Origin of the sequence: Mesorhizobium yinganensis (genome assembly GCF_040081985.1) — a bacterium.
GTDB classification, from domain to species: domain Bacteria; phylum Pseudomonadota; class Alphaproteobacteria; order Rhizobiales; family Rhizobiaceae; genus Kumtagia; species Kumtagia yinganensis.
This window is the reverse complement of sequence record NZ_JBEBMH010000013.1, coordinates 93,758-119,155: the sequence shown is the minus strand read 5'-3', so window position 1 is coordinate 119,155 and position 25,398 is coordinate 93,758. Positions and strand designations below refer to the sequence as shown.

Sequence of the window (25,398 nt, the reverse complement as noted above, 5' to 3'; positions counted from 1 at the left end):
ACTGGCCGCGCAGCCAGTCCTTCCTCATTCCTTGCCTGGTCAGCCGGCAAAAACCCGTTTCGGCTTGAACAGGCCGGCTTCGATCTCGCCGATCGCCACCAGCCGCCCGCGCGCGGTGGCACAGGCCTCGTCCGCCTGCACCGGCGCGTCGCGGCCGCGCAGGATGATCGAATTGCCGAGCCTGAGTTTTGCCGCCGCGTCGTCGGTGACCGCCACCTGCGGCAGGCAGTCGAGAGCCGCGCCCGTATCGACCAGAAAAGCGTCGATCGCCGCGAAACGCTCGGCCTGCGGCACGAACGGGCGGGCGCCCTCGGCGTCGGCCTCTTCCCGCTTCGGCGCGGCCGCTTCCAGGTCGGTCAGGACGACAAAATCCTCCGGCGTGAACGGGTCGACCTCGGTGCGCCTGAGTTCGGCGATATGGCCGTAGCAGCCGAGGTCGCGGCCGAGGTCGCGCGCCAGCGAGCGCACATAGGTGCCCTTGCCGCATTGGACCTCGAAGACAGTGCGGTCGCCGGAATGCTCGATGATATCCAGCCGGCCGATCTCGACCTCGCGGGCCGGAATGTCGACCGTCTCGCCCTCGCGGGCGAGGTCGTAGGCGCGTTCGCCGGCGATCTTGATGGCCGAGAACTGCGGCGGCGTCTGCATGATCACGCCGGTGTATTTCGGCAGATGCGCAGCGATGTCGGCTTGCACCGGCCGCGTGTCGGACGATTTCGTCACCGGCCCTTCAAGGTCGTCGGTCGAGCGCTCCTCGCCCCAGGCGACGGTGAAGCGGTAGACTTTCGCGCCGTCCTGCACATAGGGCACCGTCTTCGTCGCCTCGCCCAGCGCGATCGGCAGCATACCCGACGCCAGCGGATCGAGCGTGCCGGCGTGTCCGGCCTTCTCTGCCTGGAACAGCCACTTGATCTTGGCGACAGCCTCGGTCGAACCCATGCCGACCGGCTTGTCCAGGATCAGCCAGCCGGAGACCGGCCGGCCCTTCTTCTTGCCGCGACGGCCCATCAGTCTTCTTCTTTCTCGTCTTTTGCCAGGTCGCGCGCCACTTCCGGCGAACGTAGGAGCTGATCAATCTTGGACATGTTGTCGTAGCTGGTGTCGAGGCGGAAGCGGAATTCCGGCATCGACCGCATCTGCCGCAGCGCGCCCGAGACCCGGCCCCGGATGAATTTTGCGTTCCGCGCCAGCGCCTTGATCACCGCGTCATTGTCGGCCGCACCCAGTGGCGAGACGAAGGCGGTGGCGATCTTGAGGTCCGGCGACATGCGCACCTCGGAGATCGAGATCACCGTGGATTCGATGATGTCGTCACGCACCTCGCCGCGTGTGAGAACGTCGGACAGGGCGTGGCGCACCTGTTCGCCGACGCGAAGCATGCGCTGGGATGGGCCGGTGGTCATAAGCTCTTCTTCTTCTAGTTCGCTGAGTACTTAGCTTGAATTTCTCATCCGGCGATTTCTTGCAATCAGCCCAGCAGCCAACGCCAAAAGTCCCGTCACTGCGTAAGCCGTTTCCATGACCGGCTGACCGGTTATGCAGCCTTCCCGTGCAGCCGCCTGAATGATCTCGTTTTCAAGCCCGTCCGCCAGGAAAATGGCGATGGCGAAGAGAACGCACCCTGTGCCGACGAAGTAGGCCAGGAAGGAACGGGCTATCGCTATTGCCAGGCCCGCCAATCCAAGAATTGAAATGTATACCGGCGACACGACAAGCTGAAAAACTTCGCTCCCTACGGTTGCCGGCCCCAAGTCCGGGTTCCAGTCAGGAGCAACCTTGTCGCAGACTTCGGCCAGAGCCGCTCCTGTGTAGACGAGAGCGGCGGTGAATGCCGCCGCTCCAATCTTGAACGCAGGACGCGAACCGATCAAAGTGACCTGGTCACCATCTCGACGCGGAAGCATTCGATGACGTCGCCGACGCGCATGTCCTCGTAGTTCTGGAAGGCCATGCCGCACTCCTGGCCGACCGGCACCTCGGACACCTCGTCCTTGAACCGCTTCAGCGTCTTCAGCGTGCCCTCGTGGACAACAATGTTGTCGCGGATCAGGCGCACGCCCGCGCCACGCTCCACCTTGCCCTCGGTGATACGGCAGCCGGCGACCTTGCCGAGCTTGGTAATGTCGAAGATCTCGAGGATCTCCGCATTGCCGATGAAGGTCTCGCGGCGTTCCGGCGACAGCATGCCCGACATCGCCGCCTTCACGTCATCCACGAGGTTGTAGATGATGTTGTAGTAGCGGATTTCGAGTCCGGCCTGCTCAGCCGCCTGGCGCGCCTGCGGATTGGCGCGCACGTTGAAACCGATGACTGCCGCGCCCGCCGTCTCGGCAAGCGTGATGTCGCTCTCGGTGATCGCGCCGGCCCCGCTGTGGACGATGCGCGCGCGCACCTCGTCGGTGCCGAGCTTTTCGAGGGCGACGATGATCGCCTCGACCGAACCCTGCACGTCGCCCTTGATGACCAGCGGGAACTCCTTGATGCCGGTCGCCTGAAGCTGCGACATCATCTGCTCCAGCGAGCCGCGCTGGCTGACATGCCTTGCGGCAGCCTTGTCGCGCGCCTTGCGCTGGCGGTACTCGGTGATCTCGCGGGCGCGGGCCTCCGAGTCGACCACCGCGAAGCGGTCGCCGGCCATCGGCGTGCCCTGCAGGCCGAGAATCTCGACCGGCTGCGAGGGCAGGGCGCCTTCCAGCGTTTCGCCGCGATCGTCGATCAGGGCGCGGACGCGGCCCCATTCGTTGCCGGCCACGATGATGTCGCCGACCAGGAGGTCGCCGGTCTGCACCAGCACGGTGGCCACCGGGCCGCGGCCCTTGTCGAGCTTGGCTTCGATGACCACGCCCTCGGCGGTCCGGTCGGGATTGGCCTTGAGATCGAGCACTTCGGCCTGCAGCAGGATGGCTTCCAGCAGCTTGTCGAGACCCACGCCCGTCTTGGCCGAAACCTCGACATCGAGCACCTCGCCGCCCATCGATTCGACGAACACTTCGTGGCGCAGCAATTCGCTACGCACCTTCTGCGGGTCCGCCTCGTGCTTGTCGATCTTGTTGATCGCCACGATGATCGGCACGCCTGCCGCCTTGGCGTGGCTGATCGACTCGATGGTCTGCGGCATGACCGAATCGTCGGCCGCAACCACCAGCACCGCAATGTCGGTGATGTTGGCGCCGCGGGCGCGCATCGCCGTGAAGGCCGCGTGGCCGGGCGTGTCGATAAAGGTGATCTTCTGGCCGTTCTTCTCGACCTGGTAGGCGCCGATGTGTTGCGTGATGCCGCCCGCCTCGCCGGACACGACGTTGGCGTTGCGGATGGCATCGAGCAGCGAGGTCTTGCCGTGGTCGACGTGGCCCATGATGGTGACCACCGGCGGACGCGGCTGCAAATCCTCGTCCTTGTCCGGACCGCCGAAGAAACCTTCCTCGATGTCGGACTCCGCGACACGGCGAACCGTGTGGCCGAATTCCGACGCCACTAGTTCTGCGGTGTCGGCGTCGAGCACGTCGCCGGGCTTGAGAATCTGGCCCTGCTTCATGAAATACTTGACGACGTCCACCGCGCGCTCGGACATGCGCTGCGCCAGTTCCTGGATGGTGATCGTCTCCGGCAGCACGACCTCGCGCGAAATCTTCTCGCGCGGCTCCTGATGCATGGCGCGCTTGAACTTCTCCTGGCGGCGGCGCATCGACGAGAGCGAGCGCGAACGCGAATCCTCGTCTCCGGTCGCGGAACTGACGGTCAGCTTGCCACGACGGCGGTCATCCTCGCCGCGCGTGCGCGTCGGCTTGGCGAGTTCGGGAGTAGCCAGCCTGCGCGGCGGTGCGCCACGAAGTCCGGCGCCCGCGCCTCCGCGCGGCCGCACCTCGGCGTCGTCGTCGCTCTGGTTGGGTTCCAACTGCGGCGCACGCCGGCGCGCTTCTTCCTCCGAGCGGCGGCGGGCTTCGGCTTCCTTCTGAAGGCGAGCCTCTTCCTCGGCCTGACGGCGGGCGGAAGCCTCGCGCTCGCGCTTGCGCTGCTCTTCGTCTTCCTGGCGGCGCTTGGCTTCGATAACAGCGCGCTGGCGATCCTCCTGCTCACGGGCATGAGAACCTTCGAGTGCGCGGCGGCGGGCCTCGATCTCGCCTCTGGAAAGTTCGTTCAGCACCATGCCGCTTCGCTCGGACTGCGGGCGCGGCGCCGGTGCCTGGGGACGCGAGGAGGGTGACTGGGGACGCGGTCCGGTCGGCTGAGGACGTGACCCAACCGGCTGCGGCCTGGCGGCCACCGGAGCTTGCGGAGCAGGCTGGGGGCGCGGCGCGGCCGGCTGAGCGGCGACCGTGGGTTGCGGCTTGGGCGGTGCCGCCGGTTGAGGAGCCGCCACCGGCGGAGGAGCCGCGACCACTGGCGCCGCGACCTGCGGCTTTGCGACCACGGGCGGCGGGGTGGGCTGCGGCCTCGGAGCGACCGGCTGCGGAGCAGCGGCTGCTGCCGGAGCGGGCGCCGGCTGCTGCTGCGGCCGTGGCGTCAACACCGGAGCCTGCGCCGGTTCCTGGCGATCGCCCGGCATCGAGAACTTGCGCTTCTTGGTTTCGACGACGACCTGCTTCGTGCGGCCATGGGAGAAATTCTGGCGCACGATGCCCTGCGTGACGCCGGCCGGTTTCAGGCTCAGCGTCTTCTTGGTGTTGACGGTCAACGTATTGTCGTCGCCGGATTTCGTATCGCTCATTCCATATCCTCTGCGGCTGTCTCGTCTTCGGCGATCGCCGCAAACATCGCCTGATCTTCCGGGGAGCCGCCCCGGTAGCGGTCGAGCGCCATGAGACGCTTTTCTGCCGCCTTTCCCGCCTCCTCAGCGAGAACGGCAGCATGTATCACATTTGTCCCGCCCAATGCCAAACTCAATTCGGCTTCCGAAAAAAGTTTATAGGCATGGATTTCCGGTCCGCCGAGATGGGCTGTCGCCCGCCTGGCCTGGGTAATCTTGCGGACGCCGTCCTGAGACGCATCCGTGGCATGGAGCACGCAGAGCGCTTCGCCGCTACGCACCGCATTGTCGACCTTCGCGGCGCCCAATGCAACCGCTCCGGCCTTTCTTGCGAGACCGACGGCGCCCAGCGCAGACTTCACCATGATCTGGTCGACCTGGTCTGCGAGATGAGGGGAAACGTCGACCTGCCGTTTGAAGGCACGCGCAAAGGAATTCTTCGCGACCGCCTTCTCCACATGTAGGCGGTCGGCGCTCACCCAGCAACCGCGGCCGGGCAGTTTTCTCTTGAGGTCTGGAACGACCGCGCCGTCGGGACCGACGACGAACCGGATCAGTTCATCCGGCTCGCGCCGTTCGCGCGAAACGATGCAGGTGCGATCGTTCATCTCGTCGAGGGGACTGGCGATGGGTCACCTCATGCATCCGCCGGCTCGGCGGCTTCCTCGGCGACGAGTTCGTCCTCGGTGATCCATCCTGCCTTCAGCCGCGCCGCAAGCACCATCTGTTCGGCGTCGGCGCGCGACACTTCGTGATTGGCCAGAACGCCGGGGAATATCTTGGTCTCGCCGTCCTTGCGCTCCTTCCAGCCGACGAGGTCGTCGACGGCGTAGCCGGCGAAATCCTCGACCGTCTTCACGCCGTCCTCGCCGAGCGTCACCATCATGGCGGTGGTCATGCCCGGGATTTCGCGCAACTCGTCCTGGACGCCGAGCTGCTTGCGCTTGGCGTCGTGCTCGGCCTCGATCTTCTCCAGATAGTCGCGGGCGCGCGACTGGATCTCGCCGGCCGTGTCCTCGTCGAAGCCGTCGATCGACGAAATCTCGTCGGCATCGACATAGGCCACTTCCTCGACGCTGGTGAAACCTTCCGACGCCAGCACCTGGCCGACCATCTCGTCGACGTTGAGCGCGTCCATGAACAGCTTCGAGCGCTCGACGAATTCCTTCTGGCGGCGCTCCGATTCTTCCTGCTCGGTCAGGATGTCGATATCCCAGCCGGTGAGTTGCGAGGCAAGCCGCACATTCTGGCCGCGGCGGCCGATCGCCAGCGAAAGCTGGTCGTCGGGAACCACCACCTCGATGCGCTCGGCGTCCTCGTCGAGCACAACCTTGGCGACTTCCGCCGGCTGCAGCGCGTTGACGATGAAGGAGGCGGCCGAAGGCGACCACGGGATGATGTCGATCTTCTCGCCCTGCAGTTCGGCAACCACCGCCTGCACGCGAGAACCGCGCATGCCGACGCAGGCGCCGACCGGATCGATGGACGAATCGCGCGAGATCACGGCGATCTTGGCGCGCGAGCCCGGGTCGCGGGCGACCGACTTGATCTCGATGATGCCGTCATAGATTTCCGGCACTTCCATGGTGAACAGCTTCGCCATGAACTGCGGGTGGGTGCGGCTGAGGAAAATCTGCGGGCCGCGCTGCTCGCGCCTGACGTCATAGACATAGGCGCGCACGCGGTCGCCGTACTTGTAGTTCTCGCGCGGGATCAGCTCGTCGCGGCGGATGATCGCCTCGCCGCGGCCGAGGTCGACGATGACGTTGCCGTATTCGACGCGCTTGACCGTGCCGTTGACGATCTCGCCGATGCGGTCCTTATATTCGTCGAACTGCCGGTCACGCTCGGCCTCGCGTACCTTCTGCACGATGACCTGCTTGGCCGACTGGGCGGCGATACGGCCGAAATCCATCGGCGGCAGCTGCTCGGCGATGAAGTCGCCGAGCTCGGCGTCGGGGTTGCGTTCGCGCGCCGAGGACAGCGCGATCTGCGTCGCATAGTCGTCGACGGTTTCGACCACTTCCATCAGCCGCTGCAGCTTCATCTCGCCGGTGCTGGGATTGATGTCGGCGCGGATGTTGGTCTCCTGGCCGTAGCGCGAGCGCGCCGCCTTCTGGATCGCGTCCGCCATGGCGGCGATCACGATCCCCTTGTCGATCGACTTCTCGCGCGCGACCGCGTCGGCGATCTGCAGCAGCTCCAGCCTGTTCGCACTGACTACCATTTTTATCTCCCTGAACTTCGCCGGCTATGCCGGGTGCTCATTCATTTTCCGTTGTGTCTTCTTCGTCGGTCTCGCCGCGGCGCTTGCGCGCTTCCTTGCGGGCCCGATTGTCCTTCGACAGCGCGTCGCGGATGAGGTCGTCGGTCAGCACCAGCCGCGCCTCGCCGATGGCCTCGTAAGGCACCCGCACCGTCGGCTCGACGCCGTAGGCGGGCATGTCCCGCTCGATCAGCACGTCGGTCTCGCCCGCCTCGGCGATCTTGCCCTTGAAGCGCTTGCGCTCGGCGACAAGGATGGAGGTTTCCATCTTCACCTGATGTCCGGTCCAGGTGACGAAATCCGACTTGCGCACCAGCGGCCGGTCGATGCCGGGCGACGAAACCTCCAGATGATACGCCTTATCGATCGGATCATCCACGTCCAGCGCCGGCGAAATCGCGCGGCTGACCTCTTCGCAATCCTCGACCGTCATGGTGCCGTCCTCGCGCTCCGCCATGATCTGCAAGGTCAGGCCGTTCTGGCCCATCAGCCGCACCCGCACGAGGCGGAAACCGGTCGCGCGCAGCACCGGCGCGATGATCGCCGCGACCCGCGCTTCGGTGCCGCTTTCGCGGATGATCCGGTCGTCCTGTGCGCCTTGTTCGGCCGTCATTTAATCTCCAGCGGCCCGGGTAATAAAAAAGAGCGGGACCGGGAGGACCCACTCTTCGTCATACCGACCAAGAATTTAGGGATCAGATAAACCATGCGAGGGGCATTTTCAACCACCAACGCGTCGGCCTATGAATTTGTGAACAGCGGGTGAAATTGAGACCGTACCGAGCTGGCTACGTTCTCATACAGATGTGCTGTCCGCGCATGCCTGCCTTGCGGTCCGGCCCCTACTGTCTTCGCACGGGCGATATTATCTTTGTTGCATCGCACAATGCGAAAGGACAAGACAATGTCGACCCGCACCCGCCGGACCATAGGCGAATTCATTGAGATCTTCGGCAGCGCTGTCGCGGCCGCATCTGCGGTCGAACGTGGCCGCCAGCCGGCCGCTCGCGACCTGCGCACGCTCGGCATCGATCCTGAGCAGTTCCGTCGAATCGGCCAGTAACAGGCTTTTCCGCCAGGTGAGCGAGGGTTAGTCCTCGTCGGTGCCGAACTGCGTCAGCACTTTGCCCTTGCCGCGATAGCGCAGATACAGCGGCAGCAGAACGGCCGTCAGCGCCAGCAGCCAGAGCACGACCGCGATCCAGGAATGGAACAGCGTCATCGGATTGCCCTGGCTGATTTGCAAGGCTTGCCGCAGGCTCTTCTCCGCCATGGGACCGAGGATGAGACCGACGACCACCGGTGCTATCGGATAGCCGAACCGCCGCAGAAGATAGCCGAGTACGCCGAAAGCGAGCAGCAGCCCCAGCCCGAACGAGATCGGCACCGGCCCGATATAGGATGTCGAGCCGTCGGCGCCGATCGTGCCCAGCGTGGCGAAAACCAGAATGCCGGCATAGAGCCACGGCCGCGGAATGGTGAGCAGTTTCACCCACAGCCCGATCAGCGGTAGGTTCAATACCAGAAGCATGAAATTGGCGACCAGCAGGCTGGCGATCAACCCCCAGACCAGCGGCGCGTTGGTGGCGAACAGCAGCGGTCCGGGCTGAAGTCCGAACTGCTGGAATCCGGCGAGCATGATCGCCGCCGTCGCCGTGGTCGGCAGGCCGAGCGTCAGCAGCGGCACCAGCGTGCCGGCGGCGGAGGCGTTGTTTGCGGCTTCCGGCCCCGCGACGCCCTCGATGGCGCCTTTGCCGAATTCTTCCGGATGTTTCGAGAAATTGCGTTCCGCCGAGTAGGACAGGAAGGACGACACATCCGCGCCGCCGGCCGGCATGGCGCCGATCGGGAAGCCTATCGCCGTGCCGCGCAGCCACGGCACCCAGGACCGCTTCCAGTCTTCCTTGGTCATCATCACAGAGCCTTTGATCGCCTCCACCTTTTCGCCGCCGAAGGCGTGGGTTGCTACAACTGCCAGCGTCTCGCCGATAGCGAACAGCGCCACTGCCAGCGTCGTCACCGAAATGCCGTCGAAGAGGTTCGGAAGGCCCATGGTCAGCCGTGCCTGACCGGTCAACTGATCGATGCCGATGAGGCCGAGCGCAAGGCCGATCACCAGCGATGTCAGGCCGCGCAGCGTCGAATCGCCGAAGGCGGCCGAAACCGTCATGAAAGCGAGCAGCATCAGCGCGAAATATTCCGAGGGACCGAAAGACAGCGCGAAACTCACCACGGACGGCGCGATGAAGGCGAGCCCGAGCGTCGCCAGCAGGCCGGCCACGAAAGACCCGATCGCGGCCGTTGCCAGCGCCGGTCCGCCGCGTCCGGCGCGCGCCATCTTGTTGCCCTCCAGCGCGGTGACGATCGAGGCGCTTTCGCCGGGCGTGTTGAGCAGGATCGAGGTCGTCGACCCGCCATACATGCCGCCGTAATAGATGCCGGCGAACATGATCAGTGAGCCCGATGGGTCGAGCTTGTAGGTGACGGGCAGGAGCAGCGCCACGGTCAGCGCCGGCCCGATGCCGGGCAGTACGCCGACGGCGGTACCCAGCGTCACGCCGATCAGGGCGTAGAGCAGGTTCGACCATTGCAGGGCGGTGAGCAGACCCTGGCCAAGCAGTTCGAACGTGTTCATTTTGATCTCTCTAGAAGAGCCGTTCGAGCGGGCCGGCCGGCAGGGTCAATTGCAGGCCCTTGGCAAACAGCAGCCAGACCGCGAAGGAAAAGACGATGCCGATCGGGATCGTCTTCCACAGCGGGCCCTTGCCGAAGCCCTTCGCTGTGGCAGCGAAAAGCAGGCCGGTGGCGATCGAGAAGCCGATGCTTTTCATCGTCAGCAACTGCACCGCGAGCCCGCCGATGATCCATAGCATGGGCGGAAAGTCCTGCCGCTCGCGCTCGGGAAAGTCGCCGCGCATGGCCGCAACCGCCGTCAGGAGACCGAGCAGGACCAGCGCTCCGGCGATGATGTAGGGTACGGTCTTCGGCCCGACCGGCGTGTTCATCGAAACGCCGCCCGACGCAAAGGTTCCCCAGCCCATGCCGAGCCCGGCAAGCACCAGGACGATGGCTATGATGAGCGCCGCCCGGTCGGGACGGCGCTCCTCTCTCGGTCCGCCGTTGAGGCTCATTTGACCAGGCCGATGTCCTTGAGGATCGCGCCGGTGGCGTTGGTGTCCTTCTTGAGCTGCTCGGTGAAGGCGTCGCCGGCGAGGTACGTGTTCGCCCAGCCCTTGTCGGCCAGCGTCTTCGTCCAAGCGGCCGAGCCGTTCAGCTTCTCGATATCTGCCAGGATCGCGGCCTTCTGCTCGGCGGAAATGCCGGGCGCGGCGGCGACCATGCGCCAGTTCTGGATCGACACGTCGACGCCGCCTTCCTTGAAGGTCGGCGCGTCGATGCCGGGAACGCGCTCGTCGCTGGAGATGCCGATGATGCGCAACGTGCCGGCCTGGATCTGTGAGGCGAACTCGCCGTAGCCGGAGATACCGACCGTAACCTGATTGCCGAGAATCGCGGCCAGCGCTTCGCCGCCGCCGGAAAACGCGATGTAGTTGACCTTGGTCGGATCGACGCCGATCGCTTTGGCGATCAGCCCTGCCGTAATGTGGTCGGTGCCGCCGGCCGAGCCGCCGCCCCAGGAGACTGCGCCGGGATCGGCCTTCAGCTTCTCGACCAGGCCGGCCATGTCCTTGATGTCGGAGGCGGCCGGTACGACGATCGCCTCGTATTCGCCGGTCAGGCGGGCGATCGGCGTCACCTGCTCGAGCGTCACCGGCGATGCATTGGTGAGGATAGCGCCGACCATGACGTAGCCGCCGACGATGAGCTGGGTCGGGTCGCCGTTCGCCTGGTTGACGAACTGCGCAAGGCCGATCGTTCCGCCGGCGCCAGGCACGTTGGTGACCTGCACATTGCCGGAAATGCCTTCGTCCTGAAGGGCGGCCTGCATCGAGCGCGCCGTCTGGTCCCAGCCGCCGCCGGGGGCGGCGGGTGCCAGGATCTTATAGTCCGCGGCCTGCGCCGGCAGGGCGAGAAGCCCGGTCAGAAGCGTTGCGTAGACGAAATGTTTCACCGAATTTCCTCCTTGGTATTGCGTGACCGCGATGCGCGGCCGCGCCGAAATGGCATTTTCGTTGCCGGATCGGCATGGATGTCTCCACGCCGATGACGGAACAAGACCCGGCCTTGTGAACCGGTTCCGCGTCGCCGGGCCAAAGCCCGCGATGAGATGTTGCGAAGTCCTCCCGAACCCCTTTTGCCGTCCAAGGTTTACGCAGGCCCTCAGCCTGCCGCCTCCACGGCAACTGGGGAACCACGTTACAGCGCCAAGCTGTCATTTAGCTGACGCCAAGAGCCGATCATGCCCGACATTGCCGGGCAATTCTACTGCCCGCGCAACGCCTCGTTCCAGCGCTTGATCAGCCGCTGCCTTTTCACCTGGTCGAGATAAACCATCAGGCCGGGTGTGACGGGCACGGGGCGCAACTGGCCGCCGATCGCCTCCTGCATCGAGTTGGCGGTATTCTCGCCGGAAATGTCGGGGTTGACGGCAGCGATGTGCAGTTCGCGCGCCATGACGCTCTGGCCTTCGTCCGACATGAAATAGTCGAGATATTTGCGGCCGAGGTCGGGCGCGTTGGCCGCCTTCGGCACCAGGCCGATACGCGACATGACGATCGTATAGTCCTCCGGCAGCATGATGCCGACATCCGGATTGTGAGCGGCCCAATCGGCGGCATAGGAGCCCAGAATGTTGTAGCCGAGCACGAAGCGACCGTCGGCGATGCGTTCGAGAATGGCCGAACTGGTCGAATAGAGTTTCACGCCGGCCCCGCCCATGGCACGCACCACCGACCAGATGTCGGGAAACTGCTCCTGGTCGCGGGACAGGAACATGAAGCCGACGCCGGAGCGCTCGATGTCATAGGTGGCGATGCGGCCGAACACCTGGTCGCCCTGCGCCTTGAGATAGTCGACGAACTGGCCGCGCGTCGCCGGCGGGGGTGCGTCGCGGAAACTCGGCTTGTGATAAACGAAGACGGCCGGCTCGAAGGTGAGTGCATAGGCGGTGTTGCGCCAGTTCGCCCAGCGCGGCCAGCGTGCGCTGCCCGGCAGGTCGCTCTGCTGCGCATAGCCGTCATTGGCGAGTTTAACTTGCAGGTCCATGGCCGAGGAGAAGGCGAAGTCGGCGGTCTTCCGGCCGGCGTCCGTCTCGGCGACGATGCGGTCGTAGATGTCGCTGGTCAGCATCTCCTCGTAGCGCAGCGCCACGTCGGGATTGGCCTTCTGGAACCCGGCGATCATCGGTTTGGCGATCGGCGTGTCGAGCGACGAATAGACCGTCAGAACCCGCGCCTGGGCATTGCCGTCGAGCGCCGGGAAATCCAGCGGGTCGGCAAGCGCCGAAGCGGTGGTGAGGAGGAGGGCAACAATGCCTGTGGCGAGGCGCATGGCAAGCAAACATGCCCGACGTCTGCGATGTTCACAACCTTTCCGACGCTGGCTAATGTAATGCCAGGAGGGCGGATGCGCATTCTGGTAGTCGAGGACAACCCGGCGCTTGCGCGCGGCCTGGCGACGGTGCTGAGGGGCGGCGGCTATGCCGTCGACGCGGTCGCGGACGGTGCGGCCGCGATGGCCGTGCTCGCCGCCGAGCGCTTCGACCTCGTCGTTCTCGACCTCAACCTGCCTGATATGGACGGGCTGGACGTGTTGCGCGCGCTGCGGGCGAGGCAGGACGGCGCCAGCGTGCTGATCCTTTCGGCGCGCGGCCAGCTCGACGATCGGGTTCGCGGCCTCGATCTCGGCGCCGACGACTACATGACAAAACCTTTCGACGTGGACGAATTGGAAGCTCGTGTCCGCATGCTGCTGCGCCGCCGCGTCGGGCTGAAGGCCACGACCGTTTCGGTGGGCGAGGTGACTTTCGACCTCAATGCCCGCTCGTTTTCGGCCGGCGGCGCGCCGATCGATCTTCCGGCCCGCGAGCGCAGTCTTTTGGAGACGCTTTTCCTGCGTTCGGGAAAGGTCGTTCCGAAACAGGCGATCATCGAGTCCCTGGCCGGCTTCGACGACGATCTCAGCGCCAACGCGATCGAGCAATATGTCAGCCGGCTGCGCAAGCGCCTTGCACCGTACGGACTTACGGTGAGGACGGCGCGCGGAATCGGCTACTATCTCGAATTGTCGAAGCCGCTGGGATGACGGAGCGCCCGGCCTATTCGCTCCGCCGCCGGCTGCTGGCCTGGCTGCTGGCTCCGCTGGTGCTGGTTGGGTTGCTGGCGCTGGTTGACACCTATCGCGAGGCAGTCGCCACCGCCAACACCGTATCCGACCGGGTTCTGGCGGGGTCGGCGCTGGCGATCGCCGAGCGTGTGGTGGTCGGCGAGGACGCCACGCTCGAAGTCGACATCCCGTATGTCGCTCTGGAAATGCTCACCTCGGCCGCGCAGGATCGCGTCTTCTATCGCGTCGACGGGCCGCCGGGCACCTTCATCACCGGTTACGAGACCTTGCCGACCATCGACGGCGTGACAAGGGAAACAACGGCTTACGCGGATTCCACGTTCCGGGGCGAACCGATCCGGCTGGCCGTGCTGGCGCGCTCGGCCTCGACCGGCACCAATTCGATCCCGTTCGTGGTGACGGTGGCCGAAACGACGATCGCGCGCAGCCAACTCGCGCGGGCGATCCTGATCCGCTCGGCGCTGAGGCTGGGCGTGCTGATCGCGGGCGCTGCGCTGATCGTCTGGTTCGCGGTCAGCGCTTCGCTGCGGCCGCTCTACCGGTTGCGGGATGCCATCGCCGAACGCAGCCCGGACGATCTGAAGCCGATCGAGCAAGTGGTCCCACAGGAGGTGCACGGCCTGGTCGACACCGTTAACTCCTTCATGGCACGACTGAATTCGGCCCTGGAGGCGATGCGGCACTTCACCGGAAACGCCAGCCACCAGCTTCGCACGCCGATGGCGATCATCCGGACCCAGCTCGCCCTCGCGGGACGCGCCGGCTCGCTGGCTGAAGCGAGAGAGGCGGCGCGGGCCGGCGACGAGGCGGTGGCGCATGCCGAGCGTGTTCTGGCGCAGCTTCTGCTGCTGGCGAAGATCGACGCGGCATCGTCCGAAAAGCTCAAGGCCTTGGAATCGCTCGATCTTGCGGCACTGGCACGGGACGTGACAACCGATCACATCATGCGCGCCAATGCCGCCGGCATCGACCTCGGCTTTGAGGGCGACGAGCCGCTGTCCATCCGCGCCGATGCGCTGCTGATCGGCGAACTTGTCCGGAATCTGATCGACAATTCAATAACTTACGCCGGCTCCGGGGCCGAGGTGACGGTGCGGGTTTGCCGTGACGCCGGCGTTGTTTTGGAGGTCGAGGACAACGGGCCGGGGCTTTCGGCGGAAGAGATCGTGCTGGTGCGAAGGCGCTTTGCCAGGGGCGGCGGCAAGGCAAAACCGGGGGCAGGGCTCGGCCTGCCGATCGTCGAGGAGATCGCGGCGCTGTTCGGCGGGTCGCTCAGCCTGTTGCAGCCCGGGGGTGGCAAGGGGCTCAAGGTGAGAGTGTTGTTTCCGCAGGCTTTTTCGGAAAGTGTGCCGGCAAACGGCGAAGCAGGCAATGTTCCGCAGGCGGCCCGGTAATCGATTTCTACTTGCCTCGGCATGTTCTGAAAATTCAATGATTTCAGTAGCTTGCCCGAAAAATAATCTGAAAAAGCAAATTTGACCTGACGAAGACCCCTTGCGGGCTTGCCGCAACGGCTTCTTTCCGGGTTCCGCGTTGACGGCGACGTCCATTCGGCACCGATTGACGTGACGCGGAGGATCACGCCCGCCGAAAAGTCAGATAGGCCGGCCGGCGGTTTTCGCGCAGCGCCTTCGCCTCGTAACGGGTGCCCGGCCAGCCGGCAAAGGGCTGGTGCCAGTCCGCAGCTTCGGTCGCCAGCCAGGAAAAATCCGGATGCGCCCGACAATGGAGCAGCGTCCAGTTGACATAGGTGTCGATGTCGGAAGCGAAGCGGAACAGCCCGCCGCTTTTCAGCACGCGGGCAAACCTGTCGAGATTGACCCGGCTGACGAAGCGCCGCTTCCAATGCTTTTTCTTGGGCCAGGGGTCCGGATAGAAAAGATCGATGCGGTCGAGGCAGGCGGGCGGCAGCCAGTCCAGAACGCGGATGGCGTCGTCGTCATAGACGCGCAGGTTCGGACGGGGCTCCGCCTCGACCCGCGCCAGCAATTTCGCCATGCTGTTGACGAAGGGCTCGACGCCGATGAAGCCGACGCCCGGTTCGGCGGTTGCCGCATGCAGGAGATGTTCCCCTCCGCCGAAACCGATCTCAAGGCGGATCGCCGCAACCGGGATCGGAAAGAGCGCGGCCGGGCCGGCGGGGCAGGGGACGGAAAGGTCGAGCCGGTATCGTTCCAGGCCAGTGCTCAGCGCAACAGCCTGCTGCGACCCAACGGGCCGGCCGCGCCGCCTACCGAAGAAACCTTCGGTGGAGCGGCTCGGCCTTTCGGAGCCGGTCATGACCGTTCGGTCGCGGTCAGGCCGCGAGCGCCTGCTTGAGCGCTTTCGCCAGGTCGGTCTTTTCCCAAGAGAACGACCCGTCGCGGCCAGGCTTGCGGCCGAAGTGGCCGTAGGAGGACGTCTTCGCGTAGATCGGCTTGTTCAAGTCGAGGTGCTTGCGGATGCCGGACGGCGACAGGTCCATGACATGGCGCAGCGCATCCTCAAGCTTGGCCTCGTCCACCTTGCCGGTGCCGTGCAGGTCGACGTAGACCGACAGCGGCTGAGCCACGCCGATGGCGTAGGAAAGCTGGATGGTGCAGCGGTCGGCCAGCCCGGCGGCGACGACGTTCTTGGCGAGATAACGCGCCGCATAGGCGGCCGAACGGTCGACCTTTGTGGTGTCCTTGCCGGAGAAGGCTCCGCCGCCATGCGGGGCCGCGCCGCCATAGGTGTCGACGATGATTTTTCGGCCGGTCAGGCCGGCGTCGCCGTCGGGACCGCCGATCACGAATTTTCCGGTCGGGTTGATGTACCAGTTGCAGTCTTCGGCGATCTTCAGGTCGCCAAGCGCCTCGCGGATATAGGGTTCGACGACCTGGCGCACCTTTTTCGAATCCCAGCTATCGTCGAGATGCTGGGTGGACAGCACGATCTGGGTGACCTCCGCTGCCTTGCCGTTTTCGTAGCGCACGGTCACCTGGCTCTTGGCGTCAGGCCCGAGCTTGCCGATCTCGCCCTTGCCCTCGTGGCGCGCGGCGGCCAGCAGTTCAAGGATTTTGTGCGAGTAGTAGATGGGCGCCGGCATCAGGTCCGGCGTCTCCTTGCAGGCGTAGCCGAACATGATGCCCTGGTCGCCGGCGCCCTCTTCACCCTGCTTGTCGGCAGCGTTGTCGACACCCTGGGCGATGTCGGCCGACTGGCCGTGCAGCAGCACATCGATCTTGGCCGTCTTCCAATGGAAGCCGCTCTGCTCGTAGCCGATGGCGCGGATGGCCTTGCGGGCCGCCGACTTGAATTTCGAGGGGTTGATGATCGGGAATTCCTTGGCGTCCTCCAGGATGTTGCCATCCTTGTCCTGCTTGAGCAGGGACTTCGGCACGCGCACCTCGCCGGCAATCACGACTCGGTTGGTGGTGGCCAGGGTCTCGCAGGCGACGCGCACGTCCCAAGCGTTCATCCCGGACTTCTTGGCCTCGCGATAGACCAGATCGACGATTTCGTCGGAGATGCGGTCGCATACCTTGTCGGGATGCCCTTCCGAAACGGATTCCGAGGTGAAGAGATAGTTCTGGCGCGCCACGGGTGTCCCCTCTTGAAAGGCCTGTCCGGCAGGATGCCGAAGCCGCAACCGGATAGCCAAGCGGGATGCAGGGCGTCAAGCCCGCGTTGAAGCGGCGAGGTGCGCCAGCTTGAAATTAGATGCCTTGACTTGGGTGGAACAGCCAAGATCGACTTGTTGCGGCAATGGGCGGGCATCGCGATCACCCGACCGGCGGGCCGAACCCGATGGCGTCGCCGCTAACTGAAGACGTCCATCAAATCCGCCTCGGCGCTTCCCGGTTCGAACAGCCGGCTGACGGGTGACCAGTATGCGGCTGCGAGCACCGCGCCGGCAAGGAGCGTGGACAGGTGATAGAATGCTTCGGCCAACGCGTCGGTTTGATGGAGGTCGGGGCCGTCGAAAACAATCATCACAACCTCGAACACCGTGAGCCAAAGAACAGTGGGCCTCGACCATCGTGCAAAAAAGCAAAGGCCGATGGTCGCGGCGACTGCAGCCACGAGGTAGGCAAGGCCAAGCCCCACCAAAATACCGTCGTACATCGTGGGAGGTCCGTCACTGGGAGCAGCAGGCGACCGCACGAGATCGATGGCCATGCCGACGACGGGAACGGCAAGGCTCGCCACGACCAGTTGTTTGAACAATGACGGCGTCATGGCGATGGTCAAAACATGCTCCCCCATGGCTGCGCCAGAGGAGGATAAAGGGATTGGACGCCGCCTGTCCATCAGACAGGGCGAGGCATTGCGTCGGTGTTTCAACAACGCAGGGGAGACAACCGGAAGCAGTTGAGCGGTAGACTGCTCGCGCGCCTACTCTGCCTCGTCGGCCGCCAGCGCCTTGACCAGCTCGGTGATCTTGCGGCGCACCTTGGGGTCGGCGATCCGCACGAAGGCACGGTTCAACTGCAGACCTTCGGTGCTGGTGGCAAAGTCGAGTGCGAGCGTCGCGGAAGAGTCTTCCGCGAACCCCCGCGCGGCGCTTTCGTGCCCAGGCGCATCCTCGAACAGGAAGGACACCGGCACCCCGAGAATCTCGGAGATCGCCTGCAAGCGGCTGGCGCCGACGCGGTTGGTGCCCTTCTCGTATTTCTGGATCTGCTGGAAGGTGATGCCGAGGGTCTCGCCCAGCTTCTCCTGGCTCATGCCGAGCATGTTCCTGCGAAGGCGAATCCGGCTGCCGACATGAATGTCTGTCGGGTTCGGTTTTTTCTTGTTCTCTTTGCCGTTCATTTTTTCCTCGCCGTTCCGCGGCTGATTGTTCTTATGGCGGTTCCTCTCCGGAGCATGGCGTGCCGGTTAAAGCCATGACGGATCGATTACAGTATGAGTTTCTAATATACAGTCTGTCAATTCGAACTGACGCGCCGCAAAGCCATGGCGGCAGCCGCGATCAGCCCGAACAGAGCAACGATCGCAAGGCCGATGACGCCACGTGGCAATGCCTGCCGACCCTCCCGCGCGGGCATCGGGAGATCGACATCGAAATAGCCATGCGCGTCGATAGCCAAGGCGTCGATCACACGCCCACTCGCATCGACAGTACCGGAAATTCCCGTGTTCGCAGCACGCACGACCGGCAGTCCTGTCTCTACGGCCCGGACCTGCGCCTGACGGAAATGCTGGTAGGGACCAGGCGTATTTCCAAACCATGCGTCGTTTGTGACATTCACAATAATATCACTGGATGCAACGTCAACGGCCACAAGGTCCGGAAAAATGATTTCGTAACAAATGAATGGGGTTGCAAGGATGCCTCCGGGAAGCTCGATAGCCTTGCGAAGAGTTCCCGCAGCAAAATTCATAGGTCCGGCGACGATCTGCTTGAGGCCGATGCGATCGAGAACATCAGAAAAGGGTAGGTATTCCCCAAAAGGGACGAGATGAATCTTGTCCACCGCATTCACGATTTCGCCGCCGGCGTCGATTGCTACCACGGAATTGTAGTAGATCGTCGCCGTTTGTTTCCCGTCGCCTTCGGCGCGCACTGCTCCGGCCAGCAGCATCTGGCCCTCCGTGAGCATCGCGCCGATAGCGGCCAAGGCATCGGGCCGGTCGGTGAACAGGAAAGGCACAGAGGTTTCCGGCCACAGAATGAGTTGCGGCTTGGCATGGCCCTCGGCCGGCGCCTCGGCGCTGAGGCGCATGAGGTCGTCGAACACCTTTGCCTCTTCCGCCGGGTCCCATTTCCGCGACATATCGACCGCGGGCTGAACGATGCGCACGATGAGCTTGCGCTCGTCGTCGACGGCCGGCCACGACAGCCGGTACCAGCCGAAACCGGCATGCAGCACGCACAGGATTGCCGCCAGCGCCAGGCCGAGGCGGCTGTGGCGGCTGTCCGACAGCAGCGCCGGCATGGCAAAGACGAAAACGGCAAGCGCGTTCATGCCGATCAGGCCTACGACGGAGACGCTTTGCATCAAAAGCGGTACTGGCATCGCCGCATAGCCGATCTCGTTCCAAGGGAAGCCCGTGAACAGGAACGTTCTCAGCCATTCGGCGATACCGAAGCCGAAGGCGAGCGCTGCGATGCGGCCGATTCCATCGCTCCACAGAAGGCGCGCCAGCGCCGTCGCGAAACCGTAGAAGAAGGCGAGCATGACCGGCACGCCGAGCACCGCGAAGGGCAGAGCCCAGGCGAAACTGTCGGCTTCGACCAACAGCGCGCTGCCGATCCACCACAGGCCGGCGAGGAAGTAACCGAAGCCGAACCACCAACCGACCGCGAAGGCCGGGCGGAACCGGCGCAGCACGCCCGACATGGCCGGTGCCGTCGCGCCGTCAAGCAGCCAGACGAGGATGGGGAAGGAGACGAAGCCGACGGCGAAGAAATCGTAGGGCGCCTGCGCAAGCACCGCCAGGGCGCCGGCCAGAAACGCCGTCACGGCACGGCGCCACCCCCAAAGCAAGATAATACGCCCAGCCAGGCGCTCCATGCGCTGTCCCCGTCGCGAATCACCCTGCCACAGGCTTAGCAGCATGGCAGGCGCTTCGCGAACGCCAAAGGGGCGCAGGTGCACCACGCAGATGCGCGCCCTCCACCGCCGACGGCGGTGGAGGGGCAAATGCTGTTTGAAGCGATCCTTACCCGGCCTCGAAGACCTGGCCCTTGTCGACCGTCAGGAACTGCGCCTTGCCGGCCAGGCTGAAAAACAGCGTGGCCTCGGTGCCGGTCATGAAGGCCTGGCAGCCTATGTCCTCGATGATGGAAAACAGCGCGGCCCGGCGGCGCGAATCCAGATGCGCGGCGATCTCGTCGAGCAGTACCAGCGGCACCTGACCGGAAATCTCGCCGGTGAGGCGGGCATGCGACAATACGATGCCGACCAGCAGCGCCTTCTGTTCGCCGGTGGAGCAATATTCCGCGGCCATGTCCTTCGGCCGGTGGCGCACCAGCAGATCGGAGCGATGCGGGCCTTCCAGGGTACGGCCCGACGCTCGGTCGAGCGCGCGCCCTTCGGCGAGCCTTCGGCGATAGGTCTCTTCGACCTCGGTGGCGGAACTTGTCGCAATGGCGCCTTCGACTGCGCCGGACAGCGCCAGGTCGGCCTGCGGAAACGCTCCATCCGCCGGCATCTTGCCGATCATCGCGGTCAGCAGCCCGACAAGTTCGACGCGCGCGGCGGCGATCGCCACGCCGGTCTCGGCCATCTGCGCCTCGATGGCGGAGAGCCAGTCATTGTCGCGGCTGTCCTCGGCAAGCAGGCGGTTGCGGCCGCGCATCGCCTTCTCATAGTCGAGCGCGCGCTGGCCGTGGCCGGGATCGATGGCCAGCACCAGCCGGTCGAGGAAGCGCCGGCGGTCCGCCGCCGGCCCGGTGAACAGTGCGTCCATGGCCGGGGTCAGCCAGACGACGCGCACCCATTCGAGCATCGCCTCGGCGGATTTGGCGGCCGCGCCGTTGATGCGGGTGCGTCGGCTGCCGTCCGGTGCGCTGTATCCCGCAGTGCCGGTGCCGATCTCGACCGTGCCAAAGGCTCCGTCGAGCGTCGCGTGCACGGCGAAGCCGCCTTCGCTGCCATCCCGGGCGATCTCCTCATAGGTGGCGCGACGCAGGCCGCGGCCGGGCGCCAGCAGCGAGATCGCCTCGAGCAGATTGGTCTTGCCCGCGCCATTGTCGCCGGCAAACACTATCGGGCGCGGCTGAAGCGGCAGGTCAAGTGCCGCGTAGTTGCGGAAATTCGTCAGGCGCAGCCTGGTCAGGCGGACCCGCGCCGGTTGTTCCGACATAGTGGCGAGCGGCAGGTCCGTCAGACGCGCATCGGCATGAGGACATAGAGGGTATCCTCGTCGGCCGTGTCGTGGATCAGGGTCGGCGAGCCGGAATCGGCCAGCATGAAGCGCGCATTCTCGCCGCCAAGCTGGGCGGCGACGTCGAGCAGGTATTTGGCGTTGAAGCCGATCTCCATCGGATCGGCGGAATAATCGGCCGCCAGCTCCTCGGTGGCGCTGCCGGAATCCGGATTGTTGACGGCAAGCGTCACCAACCCGTCGGCGATCGAAAGTTTTACGGCGCGGCCGCGCTCGGACGAGACGGTGGACACGCGGTCGACGGCGCGGGCGAATGTCTCGCGATCGATGAGCAGGCGCTTGTCATTGCCGGTCGGAATGACCCGCTGATAGTCCGGGAAAGTGCCGTCGATCAGTTTTGAGGTCAGCACCACGCCGCCGATGGTGAAGCGGATTTTTGTGTCGGACAATTCGACGGCGACGGCGACATCCGGCACGTCGACCAGCTTTTGCAATTCGTTGACGGTCTTGCGCGGGATGATGATGCCCGGCATGCCTTCCGCGCCCGCCGGCGCATCCATCTCGGCCCGCGCCAGGCGGTGGCCGTCGGTCGCCACGGAGCGCAGCTTCAGCTTGCCGGCGGCCTCCACGGCATGCAGGTAGATGCCGTTCAGGTAATACCGGGTCTCCTCGGTGGAGATGGCGAATTGCGTCTTGTCGATCAGCTTCTTCAGCGACGCGGCGTCCAGGCGGAAAATGTGGCTGAACGATCCTGCGGTGAGCTGCGGGAAATCCGACTGCGGCAGGCATTGCAAGCGGAAGCTGGAGCGGCCCGCCGCCACCGTCATGGCGTTGCCATCGTCGTCGGTGCGCAGCATGACCTCCGCGCCCTCTGGAAGCTTGCGCACGATCTCGTACAGCAGATGCGCGGGAACCGTCGTACCGCCGGCGCGCTCGACCTGCGCCGGCGTCGCCTCGGTGATCTCCAGGTCCAGGTCGGTGGCCTTCATCTCCAGGCTGTTGCCCTCGGTCACCAGCATGACGTTGGACAGAATCGGGATCGTGTTGCGCCGTTCGACCACGCGATGCACGTGGTTGAGGGACTTCAGGAGATTGGAGCGTTCGAGGATTACACGCATGACGAAACAGGCTCGAATTTTCTATACACGAAACGTCGGTGGAAATATCACCCGCGCCACCCGACTTCGGCGGGAATCTGCCTCAAACTGACAGCAAAAGGCTTGCAAAGGCAAGCCCGCGAACCGGCAGGATGGCCGATCCGCGGGCGCTGTGGAAAACCTTTGCCGGGTTGGCCGGCCCTGCCGGTCACGCCTGGTCGCTGATCAGCCGCCTGAGCAGCTCCAGTTCCTGAGCCAGCGAGTTGTCGTTGCCGGACAGGTCCTCGATCTTGCGCACCGCGTGCAGCACGGTGGTATGGTCACGGCCGCCGAACCGCCGTCCGATTTCCGGCAATGAACGGGGCGTCATGACTTTGGCGAGATACATGGCGATCTGCCGCGGCTTGACGATGGTGCGCGTGCGCCGATTGGACAGGAGTTCGGTCTTCGACACATTGTAATGGCGCGCCACGATGCGCTGGATGTCCTCGATGCGCGGGCGCTTCGGCTCGCTCGACCGGTACATATGGCGCAAAATGTCGTCGATCTGGTCGATCGAAATGTTCGGTTCGAAACTCTGGCGGAAGAGAAGCTGGTTGAACGCGCCTTCGAGTTCCCTGCCGCTGCCGGTCACCGTGCGTGCAATGTGGTCGAGCACGTCGTCGGCGATGTCCACCGCCGGATCTTCAGCTTTTGCCGCCGCGAGCCGCATCTTCAGCATGCCGAGGCGCATGGCGAAGTCGGGTGCCGACATTTCGAGCGCGACCCCGCCGATCAGACGCGAGCGGACGCGCGGCTCCAGCGATTCCAGCTCCGCCGGCGGACGGTCGGCGGCGACAACGACCTGCTTGGCGCTGTCCAGCAGCATGTTGATCAGGTGGCAGAACTCGTTCTGGATCGACTTGCCCTGCAGGAACTGCATGTCGTCGATGATCAAGAGATCGATGTCGCGCAACTGCTCCTTCAACGTCAGCGCGTTGTTGTCGCGGATTGCGGTGGCGAAACGCCACATGAAATATTCCGCCGTCAGATAGACGACGCGCGACTTGCCGTTCTGCTGCACCGCTTCCGCGGCGATCGCCTGCAGCAGATGCGTTTTGCCGAGGCCGACGGAGGCGTGCAGGAACAGCGGGTTGAAGCGAGATACCGACTCGGCGACGGCCTTGGCCGCGGCGAGCGCGACGCGGTTTGACGGCCCCTCGACGAAAGACTCGAAAGTGTAGCGCGGATCCAGCGGCGAGCCGAGCACGCTGGTCTTGGCCTCGCCTTCCGCGGGCAGGGCGCGTTTGCCGGCATCGCGGTCCATGACGTTTAGAGTTGTCGTGCCCGCGGTCAGGGTCGAGAAGGTCTGGCGGGCCACCTTGCGCGGGCCGCGCGCATCGCTCTCGCTCGGCACGGGGCGCGTCGCGCTGCGGATCACGAACTCCACCTTCAGCACGTCCGGGTCTTCCTGCTTCCAGATGTCCAGCACCATGTCCAGATAGTGGCCGTTGATCCACGAACGCAGAAAGGCCGTCGGCACCGAGATGCGCACAAGCCCCCTGGACGTCTCCGCGAGTTTCATGCGGGCGAACCAGCTAGAATAAACTTCGCCGCCCAGCCGGGCCTTCAGCTGCGTCTTGACTCGTTCGAACACGCCGTCCACGCCGCTGGATGCCGCCATATTGTTTTCCCCGATGAGATTCATTGGCAAAAGAAAGCCGGATTTGGCTTCTTTCTCGACGCTGCTGTGCATAGGTCCACCTCGTCTCCCTTCGCTGTCGTACACGGAACCCCACCCGTTCCCGCGCCGGCAATCCTCGTATGGTCTGCGCGCCGCAGCGCAAACCGCCCGCTTCTTCCTTCACGGCCCATGGCCGTACCAACCGCCGCCCTTCGACCAGGCGGCAATAAACACCTCCCCCCGGCCAAGACCGGAGTGAACTCGTCTGGGACGCCCTGTAACCCCACTCGTCTGTCGCTCGAAAGACGCAAACCTTCCGCGCACAGGACAATAGTCCTGCGTCACACACATCCCGCCGCTTTGTCAGGATTGGGTTGGCTGTAAGCCCGTCTTATCGATGCGCGGACATTAACGAACCAAAGGGGACTCTCGCAAGGGACGGAATAACTGTTTTTTAAGGTTTGCCGGCAACGAAAACTCCGATTCTGGACCCCATCCTGTGGATTGGGAAAGCCAATGCCTTGTGATTCAAAATCTTATCCAAATCACTCTGCAAACAAGCGCGCCGACGAAATATTTTAAAAGAATCTGCTTGACAGAGCAGAAGCGCGGCGGGCCGCCCCGGGGCTTCGGAAATCCTGTGGATAAGCATAGGGCAAGCAATTGATTTGAAAAGGAAAAATCACTGATGGCAATTGTGTGACTGTCACAATTTCACGTGGTGAATATTAGTCAGAGGAAATACTATACTGCAAGTTTCAGGCATGCCGCAGGGTCACTTCCCGCGGGCGCAAGAATAGCAGGGGCAAGGCTTTGACGACAAACAAAAACCCGGCCGTGAGGCCGGGTCCGAACGTTCCTGGAAAGGATCGTTTTTACGTCAGGCGGAAAGCGTCTTAACCCGCTGCGCGAGGCGCGAAACCTTGCGGGATGCGGTGTTGCGATGCAGCACGCCCTTGGTGGCGGCGCGCATCAGTTCGGGCTGGGCCGCCTGGAACGCCGCTGTCGCCGCAGCCTTGTCGCCGGCGGCGAGAGCCTCTTCGACCTTGCGCACGAAGGTGCGGACGCGCGAGCGGCGATTCTTGTTGATCGCGGCGCGGCGGGCAATCTTGCGCGTAGCCTTTTTGGCCGAGGACGTGTTGGCCATGATGCCTCTTTCGTATCTTCAGTGGTGGGCGCCCGAACGGGATCGTTCTGAGCACAAAAAATTCCGGGCAGCCAAAGGCCGCCCTGACTGGCGCGGCTTATAGTCGAGCTTTCCCATTCCGTCAACGCCGTTTCGGAGAGTTCTCGGAAGCGACAAGCAATGACGTTTTCGCTAGGCGTTCCCTGCGTTTCGCGGCATGCGGATTTCAGTCCCGCCGGCCGGCGAAATCCCCGGCAGCGGCATTTTCCGGGCGACGGATCCAGGCGTTGCAGGCTGCGCCGTCGTCCGTGGCTCCGCGAAGGCATGGCGTGGAAAGTATTGGATATGTGCAGTGCAAGGTGGTTATTTTAGAGATGACTGAAGAATTGCAATTCGCATTGATATAGCCATAAAATTCCGTTATTTTAAATATAATCCATAGAATATACTCGATAT

At 64.2% G+C, this 25,398-nt stretch carries 23 protein-coding genes; 3 read left to right on the top strand and 20 right to left on the bottom strand.

What is annotated here, in order from left to right; translation table 11 throughout:
- Nucleotides 1-39: 39 nt before the first annotated feature.
- From truB to rimP, 7 genes are read right to left on the bottom strand one after another with little or no spacing between them, the layout of a single operon-like run.
- A complete protein-coding gene (gene truB / locus ABMA59_RS22035) occupies nt 40-1,008 on the bottom strand; it encodes a tRNA pseudouridine(55) synthase TruB (RefSeq protein WP_349007540.1) in 969 nt (322 codons plus the stop codon).
- Nucleotides 1,008-1,403: a 30S ribosome-binding factor RbfA gene (gene rbfA / locus ABMA59_RS22030; RefSeq protein ID WP_349007539.1), complete on the bottom strand. Its 396-nt coding sequence runs from the start codon at nt 1,401-1,403 to the stop codon at nt 1,008-1,010. The genes truB and rbfA overlap by 1 nt, the downstream gene beginning before the upstream one ends.
- 30 nt (nt 1,404-1,433) lie before the next feature.
- Nucleotides 1,434-1,871, bottom strand: coding sequence for a hypothetical protein (locus tag ABMA59_RS22025; protein WP_349007538.1), 438 nt, complete (start codon nt 1,869-1,871; stop codon nt 1,434-1,436).
- Entirely contained in the window at nt 1,868-4,708 is a 2,841-nt protein-coding gene (infB, locus tag ABMA59_RS22020; protein ID WP_349007537.1) for a translation initiation factor IF-2, read from the bottom strand. The genes ABMA59_RS22025 and infB overlap by 4 nt, the downstream gene beginning before the upstream one ends.
- Entirely contained in the window at nt 4,705-5,355 is a 651-nt protein-coding gene (locus tag ABMA59_RS22015) for an RNA-binding protein (RefSeq protein WP_349007536.1), read from the bottom strand. Before ABMA59_RS22015 ends, infB begins: the two co-directional genes overlap by 4 nt.
- Before the next feature lie 29 nt (nt 5,356-5,384).
- Complete coding sequence (gene nusA / locus ABMA59_RS22010) at nt 5,385-6,974, bottom strand: transcription termination factor NusA (RefSeq protein WP_349007535.1); 1,590 nt, start codon at nt 6,972-6,974, stop codon at nt 5,385-5,387.
- 37 nt (nt 6,975-7,011) lie between these two features.
- Nucleotides 7,012-7,626, bottom strand: a complete 615-nt coding sequence (gene rimP, locus ABMA59_RS22005) for a ribosome maturation factor RimP (protein WP_349007534.1) — start codon at nt 7,624-7,626, stop codon at nt 7,012-7,014.
- Nucleotides 7,627-7,917: 291 nt separating this feature from the next.
- Between rimP and ABMA59_RS22000 the strand changes: the two genes are divergently transcribed.
- Complete coding sequence (locus ABMA59_RS22000) at nt 7,918-8,076, top strand: hypothetical protein (RefSeq protein WP_349007533.1); 159 nt, start codon at nt 7,918-7,920, stop codon at nt 8,074-8,076.
- 27 nt (nt 8,077-8,103) lie between these two features.
- Here the strand turns inward: ABMA59_RS22000 and ABMA59_RS21995 are convergent, their stop codons facing one another.
- The 4 genes from ABMA59_RS21995 to ABMA59_RS21980 form a co-directional block, all read right to left on the bottom strand.
- On the bottom strand, nt 8,104-9,648 hold the full coding sequence (locus ABMA59_RS21995; RefSeq protein ID WP_349007532.1) for a tripartite tricarboxylate transporter permease: 1,545 nt from the start codon (nt 9,646-9,648) through the stop codon (nt 8,104-8,106).
- A 10-nt stretch (nt 9,649-9,658) separates the two neighbouring features.
- Nucleotides 9,659-10,144, bottom strand: coding sequence for a tripartite tricarboxylate transporter TctB family protein (locus ABMA59_RS21990; protein WP_349007531.1), 486 nt, complete (start codon nt 10,142-10,144; stop codon nt 9,659-9,661).
- Nucleotides 10,141-11,085: a Bug family tripartite tricarboxylate transporter substrate binding protein gene (locus ABMA59_RS21985; RefSeq protein ID WP_349007530.1), complete on the bottom strand. Its 945-nt coding sequence runs from the start codon at nt 11,083-11,085 to the stop codon at nt 10,141-10,143. The genes ABMA59_RS21990 and ABMA59_RS21985 overlap by 4 nt, the downstream gene beginning before the upstream one ends.
- Before the next feature lie 311 nt (nt 11,086-11,396).
- Nucleotides 11,397-12,464: an ABC transporter substrate-binding protein gene (locus ABMA59_RS21980; RefSeq protein WP_349007529.1), complete on the bottom strand. Its 1,068-nt coding sequence runs from the start codon at nt 12,462-12,464 to the stop codon at nt 11,397-11,399.
- Nucleotides 12,465-12,539: 75 nt separating this feature from the next.
- Here ABMA59_RS21980 and ABMA59_RS21975 point away from each other — a divergent pair, with 75 nt between their 5' ends.
- Nucleotides 12,540-13,217 carry a response regulator transcription factor gene (locus ABMA59_RS21975; RefSeq protein WP_349007528.1) on the top strand — a complete coding sequence of 226 codons (678 nt, stop codon included), beginning with the start codon at nt 12,540-12,542 and terminating at the stop codon, nt 13,215-13,217.
- Nucleotides 13,214-14,653 carry a sensor histidine kinase gene (locus ABMA59_RS21970; protein ID WP_349007527.1) on the top strand — a complete coding sequence of 480 codons (1,440 nt, stop codon included), beginning with the start codon at nt 13,214-13,216 and terminating at the stop codon, nt 14,651-14,653. Before ABMA59_RS21975 ends, ABMA59_RS21970 begins: the two co-directional genes overlap by 4 nt.
- 184 nt (nt 14,654-14,837) lie before the next feature.
- On the opposite strand, the gene trmB is transcribed toward ABMA59_RS21970, so the two are convergent.
- From trmB to rpsT, 9 genes are all read right to left on the bottom strand, one after another.
- A complete protein-coding gene (gene trmB / locus ABMA59_RS21965; protein ID WP_349007526.1) occupies nt 14,838-15,539 on the bottom strand; it encodes a tRNA (guanine(46)-N(7))-methyltransferase TrmB in 702 nt (233 codons plus the stop codon).
- Between the two features lie 16 nt (nt 15,540-15,555).
- A complete protein-coding gene (metK, locus tag ABMA59_RS21960; protein WP_349007525.1) occupies nt 15,556-16,821 on the bottom strand; it encodes a methionine adenosyltransferase in 1,266 nt (421 codons plus the stop codon).
- 218 nt (nt 16,822-17,039) lie between these two features.
- Nucleotides 17,040-17,471: a hypothetical protein gene (locus tag ABMA59_RS21955; protein ID WP_349007524.1), complete on the bottom strand. Its 432-nt coding sequence runs from the start codon at nt 17,469-17,471 to the stop codon at nt 17,040-17,042.
- Nucleotides 17,472-17,615: 144 nt separating this feature from the next.
- Entirely contained in the window at nt 17,616-18,035 is a 420-nt protein-coding gene (locus ABMA59_RS21950; protein WP_349007523.1) for a helix-turn-helix domain-containing protein, read from the bottom strand.
- A gap of 116 nt (nt 18,036-18,151) precedes the next feature.
- The gene (gene lnt, locus ABMA59_RS21945; RefSeq protein WP_349007522.1) at nt 18,152-19,741 is read right to left on the bottom strand and encodes an apolipoprotein N-acyltransferase; all 1,590 of its coding nucleotides are present in this window, start codon (nt 19,739-19,741) and stop codon (nt 18,152-18,154) included.
- 148 nt (nt 19,742-19,889) lie between these two features.
- Nucleotides 19,890-21,035, bottom strand: a complete 1,146-nt coding sequence (recF, locus tag ABMA59_RS21940; protein WP_349007521.1) for a DNA replication/repair protein RecF — start codon at nt 21,033-21,035, stop codon at nt 19,890-19,892.
- A 20-nt stretch (nt 21,036-21,055) separates the two neighbouring features.
- The gene (gene dnaN, locus ABMA59_RS21935) at nt 21,056-22,174 is read right to left on the bottom strand and encodes a DNA polymerase III subunit beta (RefSeq protein WP_349007520.1); all 1,119 of its coding nucleotides are present in this window, start codon (nt 22,172-22,174) and stop codon (nt 21,056-21,058) included.
- A gap of 187 nt (nt 22,175-22,361) precedes the next feature.
- A complete protein-coding gene (gene dnaA, locus ABMA59_RS21930; protein ID WP_349007519.1) occupies nt 22,362-23,816 on the bottom strand; it encodes a chromosomal replication initiator protein DnaA in 1,455 nt (484 codons plus the stop codon).
- A gap of 880 nt (nt 23,817-24,696) precedes the next feature.
- Nucleotides 24,697-24,963 carry a 30S ribosomal protein S20 gene (gene rpsT, locus ABMA59_RS21925; RefSeq protein ID WP_349007518.1) on the bottom strand — a complete coding sequence of 89 codons (267 nt, stop codon included), beginning with the start codon at nt 24,961-24,963 and terminating at the stop codon, nt 24,697-24,699.
- Nucleotides 24,964-25,398: the final 435 nt, after the last annotated feature.

Coding starts and splice junctions, on each gene's coding strand:
- truB (WP_349007540.1), bottom strand. CDS start 1,008: ATGGGCCGTCGCGGCAAGAAGAAGGGCCGGCCGGTCTCCGGCTGGCTG.
- rbfA (WP_349007539.1), bottom strand. CDS start 1,403: ATGACCACCGGCCCATCCCAGCGCATGCTTCGCGTCGGCGAACAGGTG.
- infB (WP_349007537.1), bottom strand. CDS start 4,708: ATGAGCGATACGAAATCCGGCGACGACAATACGTTGACCGTCAACACC.
- ABMA59_RS22015 (WP_349007536.1), bottom strand. CDS start 5,355: ATGAACGATCGCACCTGCATCGTTTCGCGCGAACGGCGCGAGCCGGAT.
- nusA (WP_349007535.1), bottom strand. CDS start 6,974: ATGGTAGTCAGTGCGAACAGGCTGGAGCTGCTGCAGATCGCCGACGCG.
- rimP (WP_349007534.1), bottom strand. CDS start 7,626: ATGACGGCCGAACAAGGCGCACAGGACGACCGGATCATCCGCGAAAGC.
- ABMA59_RS22000 (WP_349007533.1), top strand. CDS start 7,918: ATGTCGACCCGCACCCGCCGGACCATAGGCGAATTCATTGAGATCTTC.
- ABMA59_RS21995 (WP_349007532.1), bottom strand. CDS start 9,648: ATGAACACGTTCGAACTGCTTGGCCAGGGTCTGCTCACCGCCCTGCAA.
- ABMA59_RS21990 (WP_349007531.1), bottom strand. CDS start 10,144: ATGAGCCTCAACGGCGGACCGAGAGAGGAGCGCCGTCCCGACCGGGCG.
- ABMA59_RS21980 (WP_349007529.1), bottom strand. CDS start 12,464: ATGCGCCTCGCCACAGGCATTGTTGCCCTCCTCCTCACCACCGCTTCG.
- ABMA59_RS21975 (WP_349007528.1), top strand. CDS start 12,540: ATGCGCATTCTGGTAGTCGAGGACAACCCGGCGCTTGCGCGCGGCCTG.
- ABMA59_RS21970 (WP_349007527.1), top strand. CDS start 13,214: ATGACGGAGCGCCCGGCCTATTCGCTCCGCCGCCGGCTGCTGGCCTGG.
- trmB (WP_349007526.1), bottom strand. CDS start 15,539: ATGACCGGCTCCGAAAGGCCGAGCCGCTCCACCGAAGGTTTCTTCGGT.
- ABMA59_RS21950 (WP_349007523.1), bottom strand. CDS start 18,035: ATGAACGGCAAAGAGAACAAGAAAAAACCGAACCCGACAGACATTCAT.
- lnt (WP_349007522.1), bottom strand. CDS start 19,741: ATGGAGCGCCTGGCTGGGCGTATTATCTTGCTTTGGGGGTGGCGCCGT.
- recF (WP_349007521.1), bottom strand. CDS start 21,035: ATGTCGGAACAACCGGCGCGGGTCCGCCTGACCAGGCTGCGCCTGACG.
- dnaN (WP_349007520.1), bottom strand. CDS start 22,174: ATGCGTGTAATCCTCGAACGCTCCAATCTCCTGAAGTCCCTCAACCAC.
- dnaA (WP_349007519.1), bottom strand. CDS start 23,816: ATGGCGGCATCCAGCGGCGTGGACGGCGTGTTCGAACGAGTCAAGACG.
- rpsT (WP_349007518.1), bottom strand. CDS start 24,963: ATGGCCAACACGTCCTCGGCCAAAAAGGCTACGCGCAAGATTGCCCGC.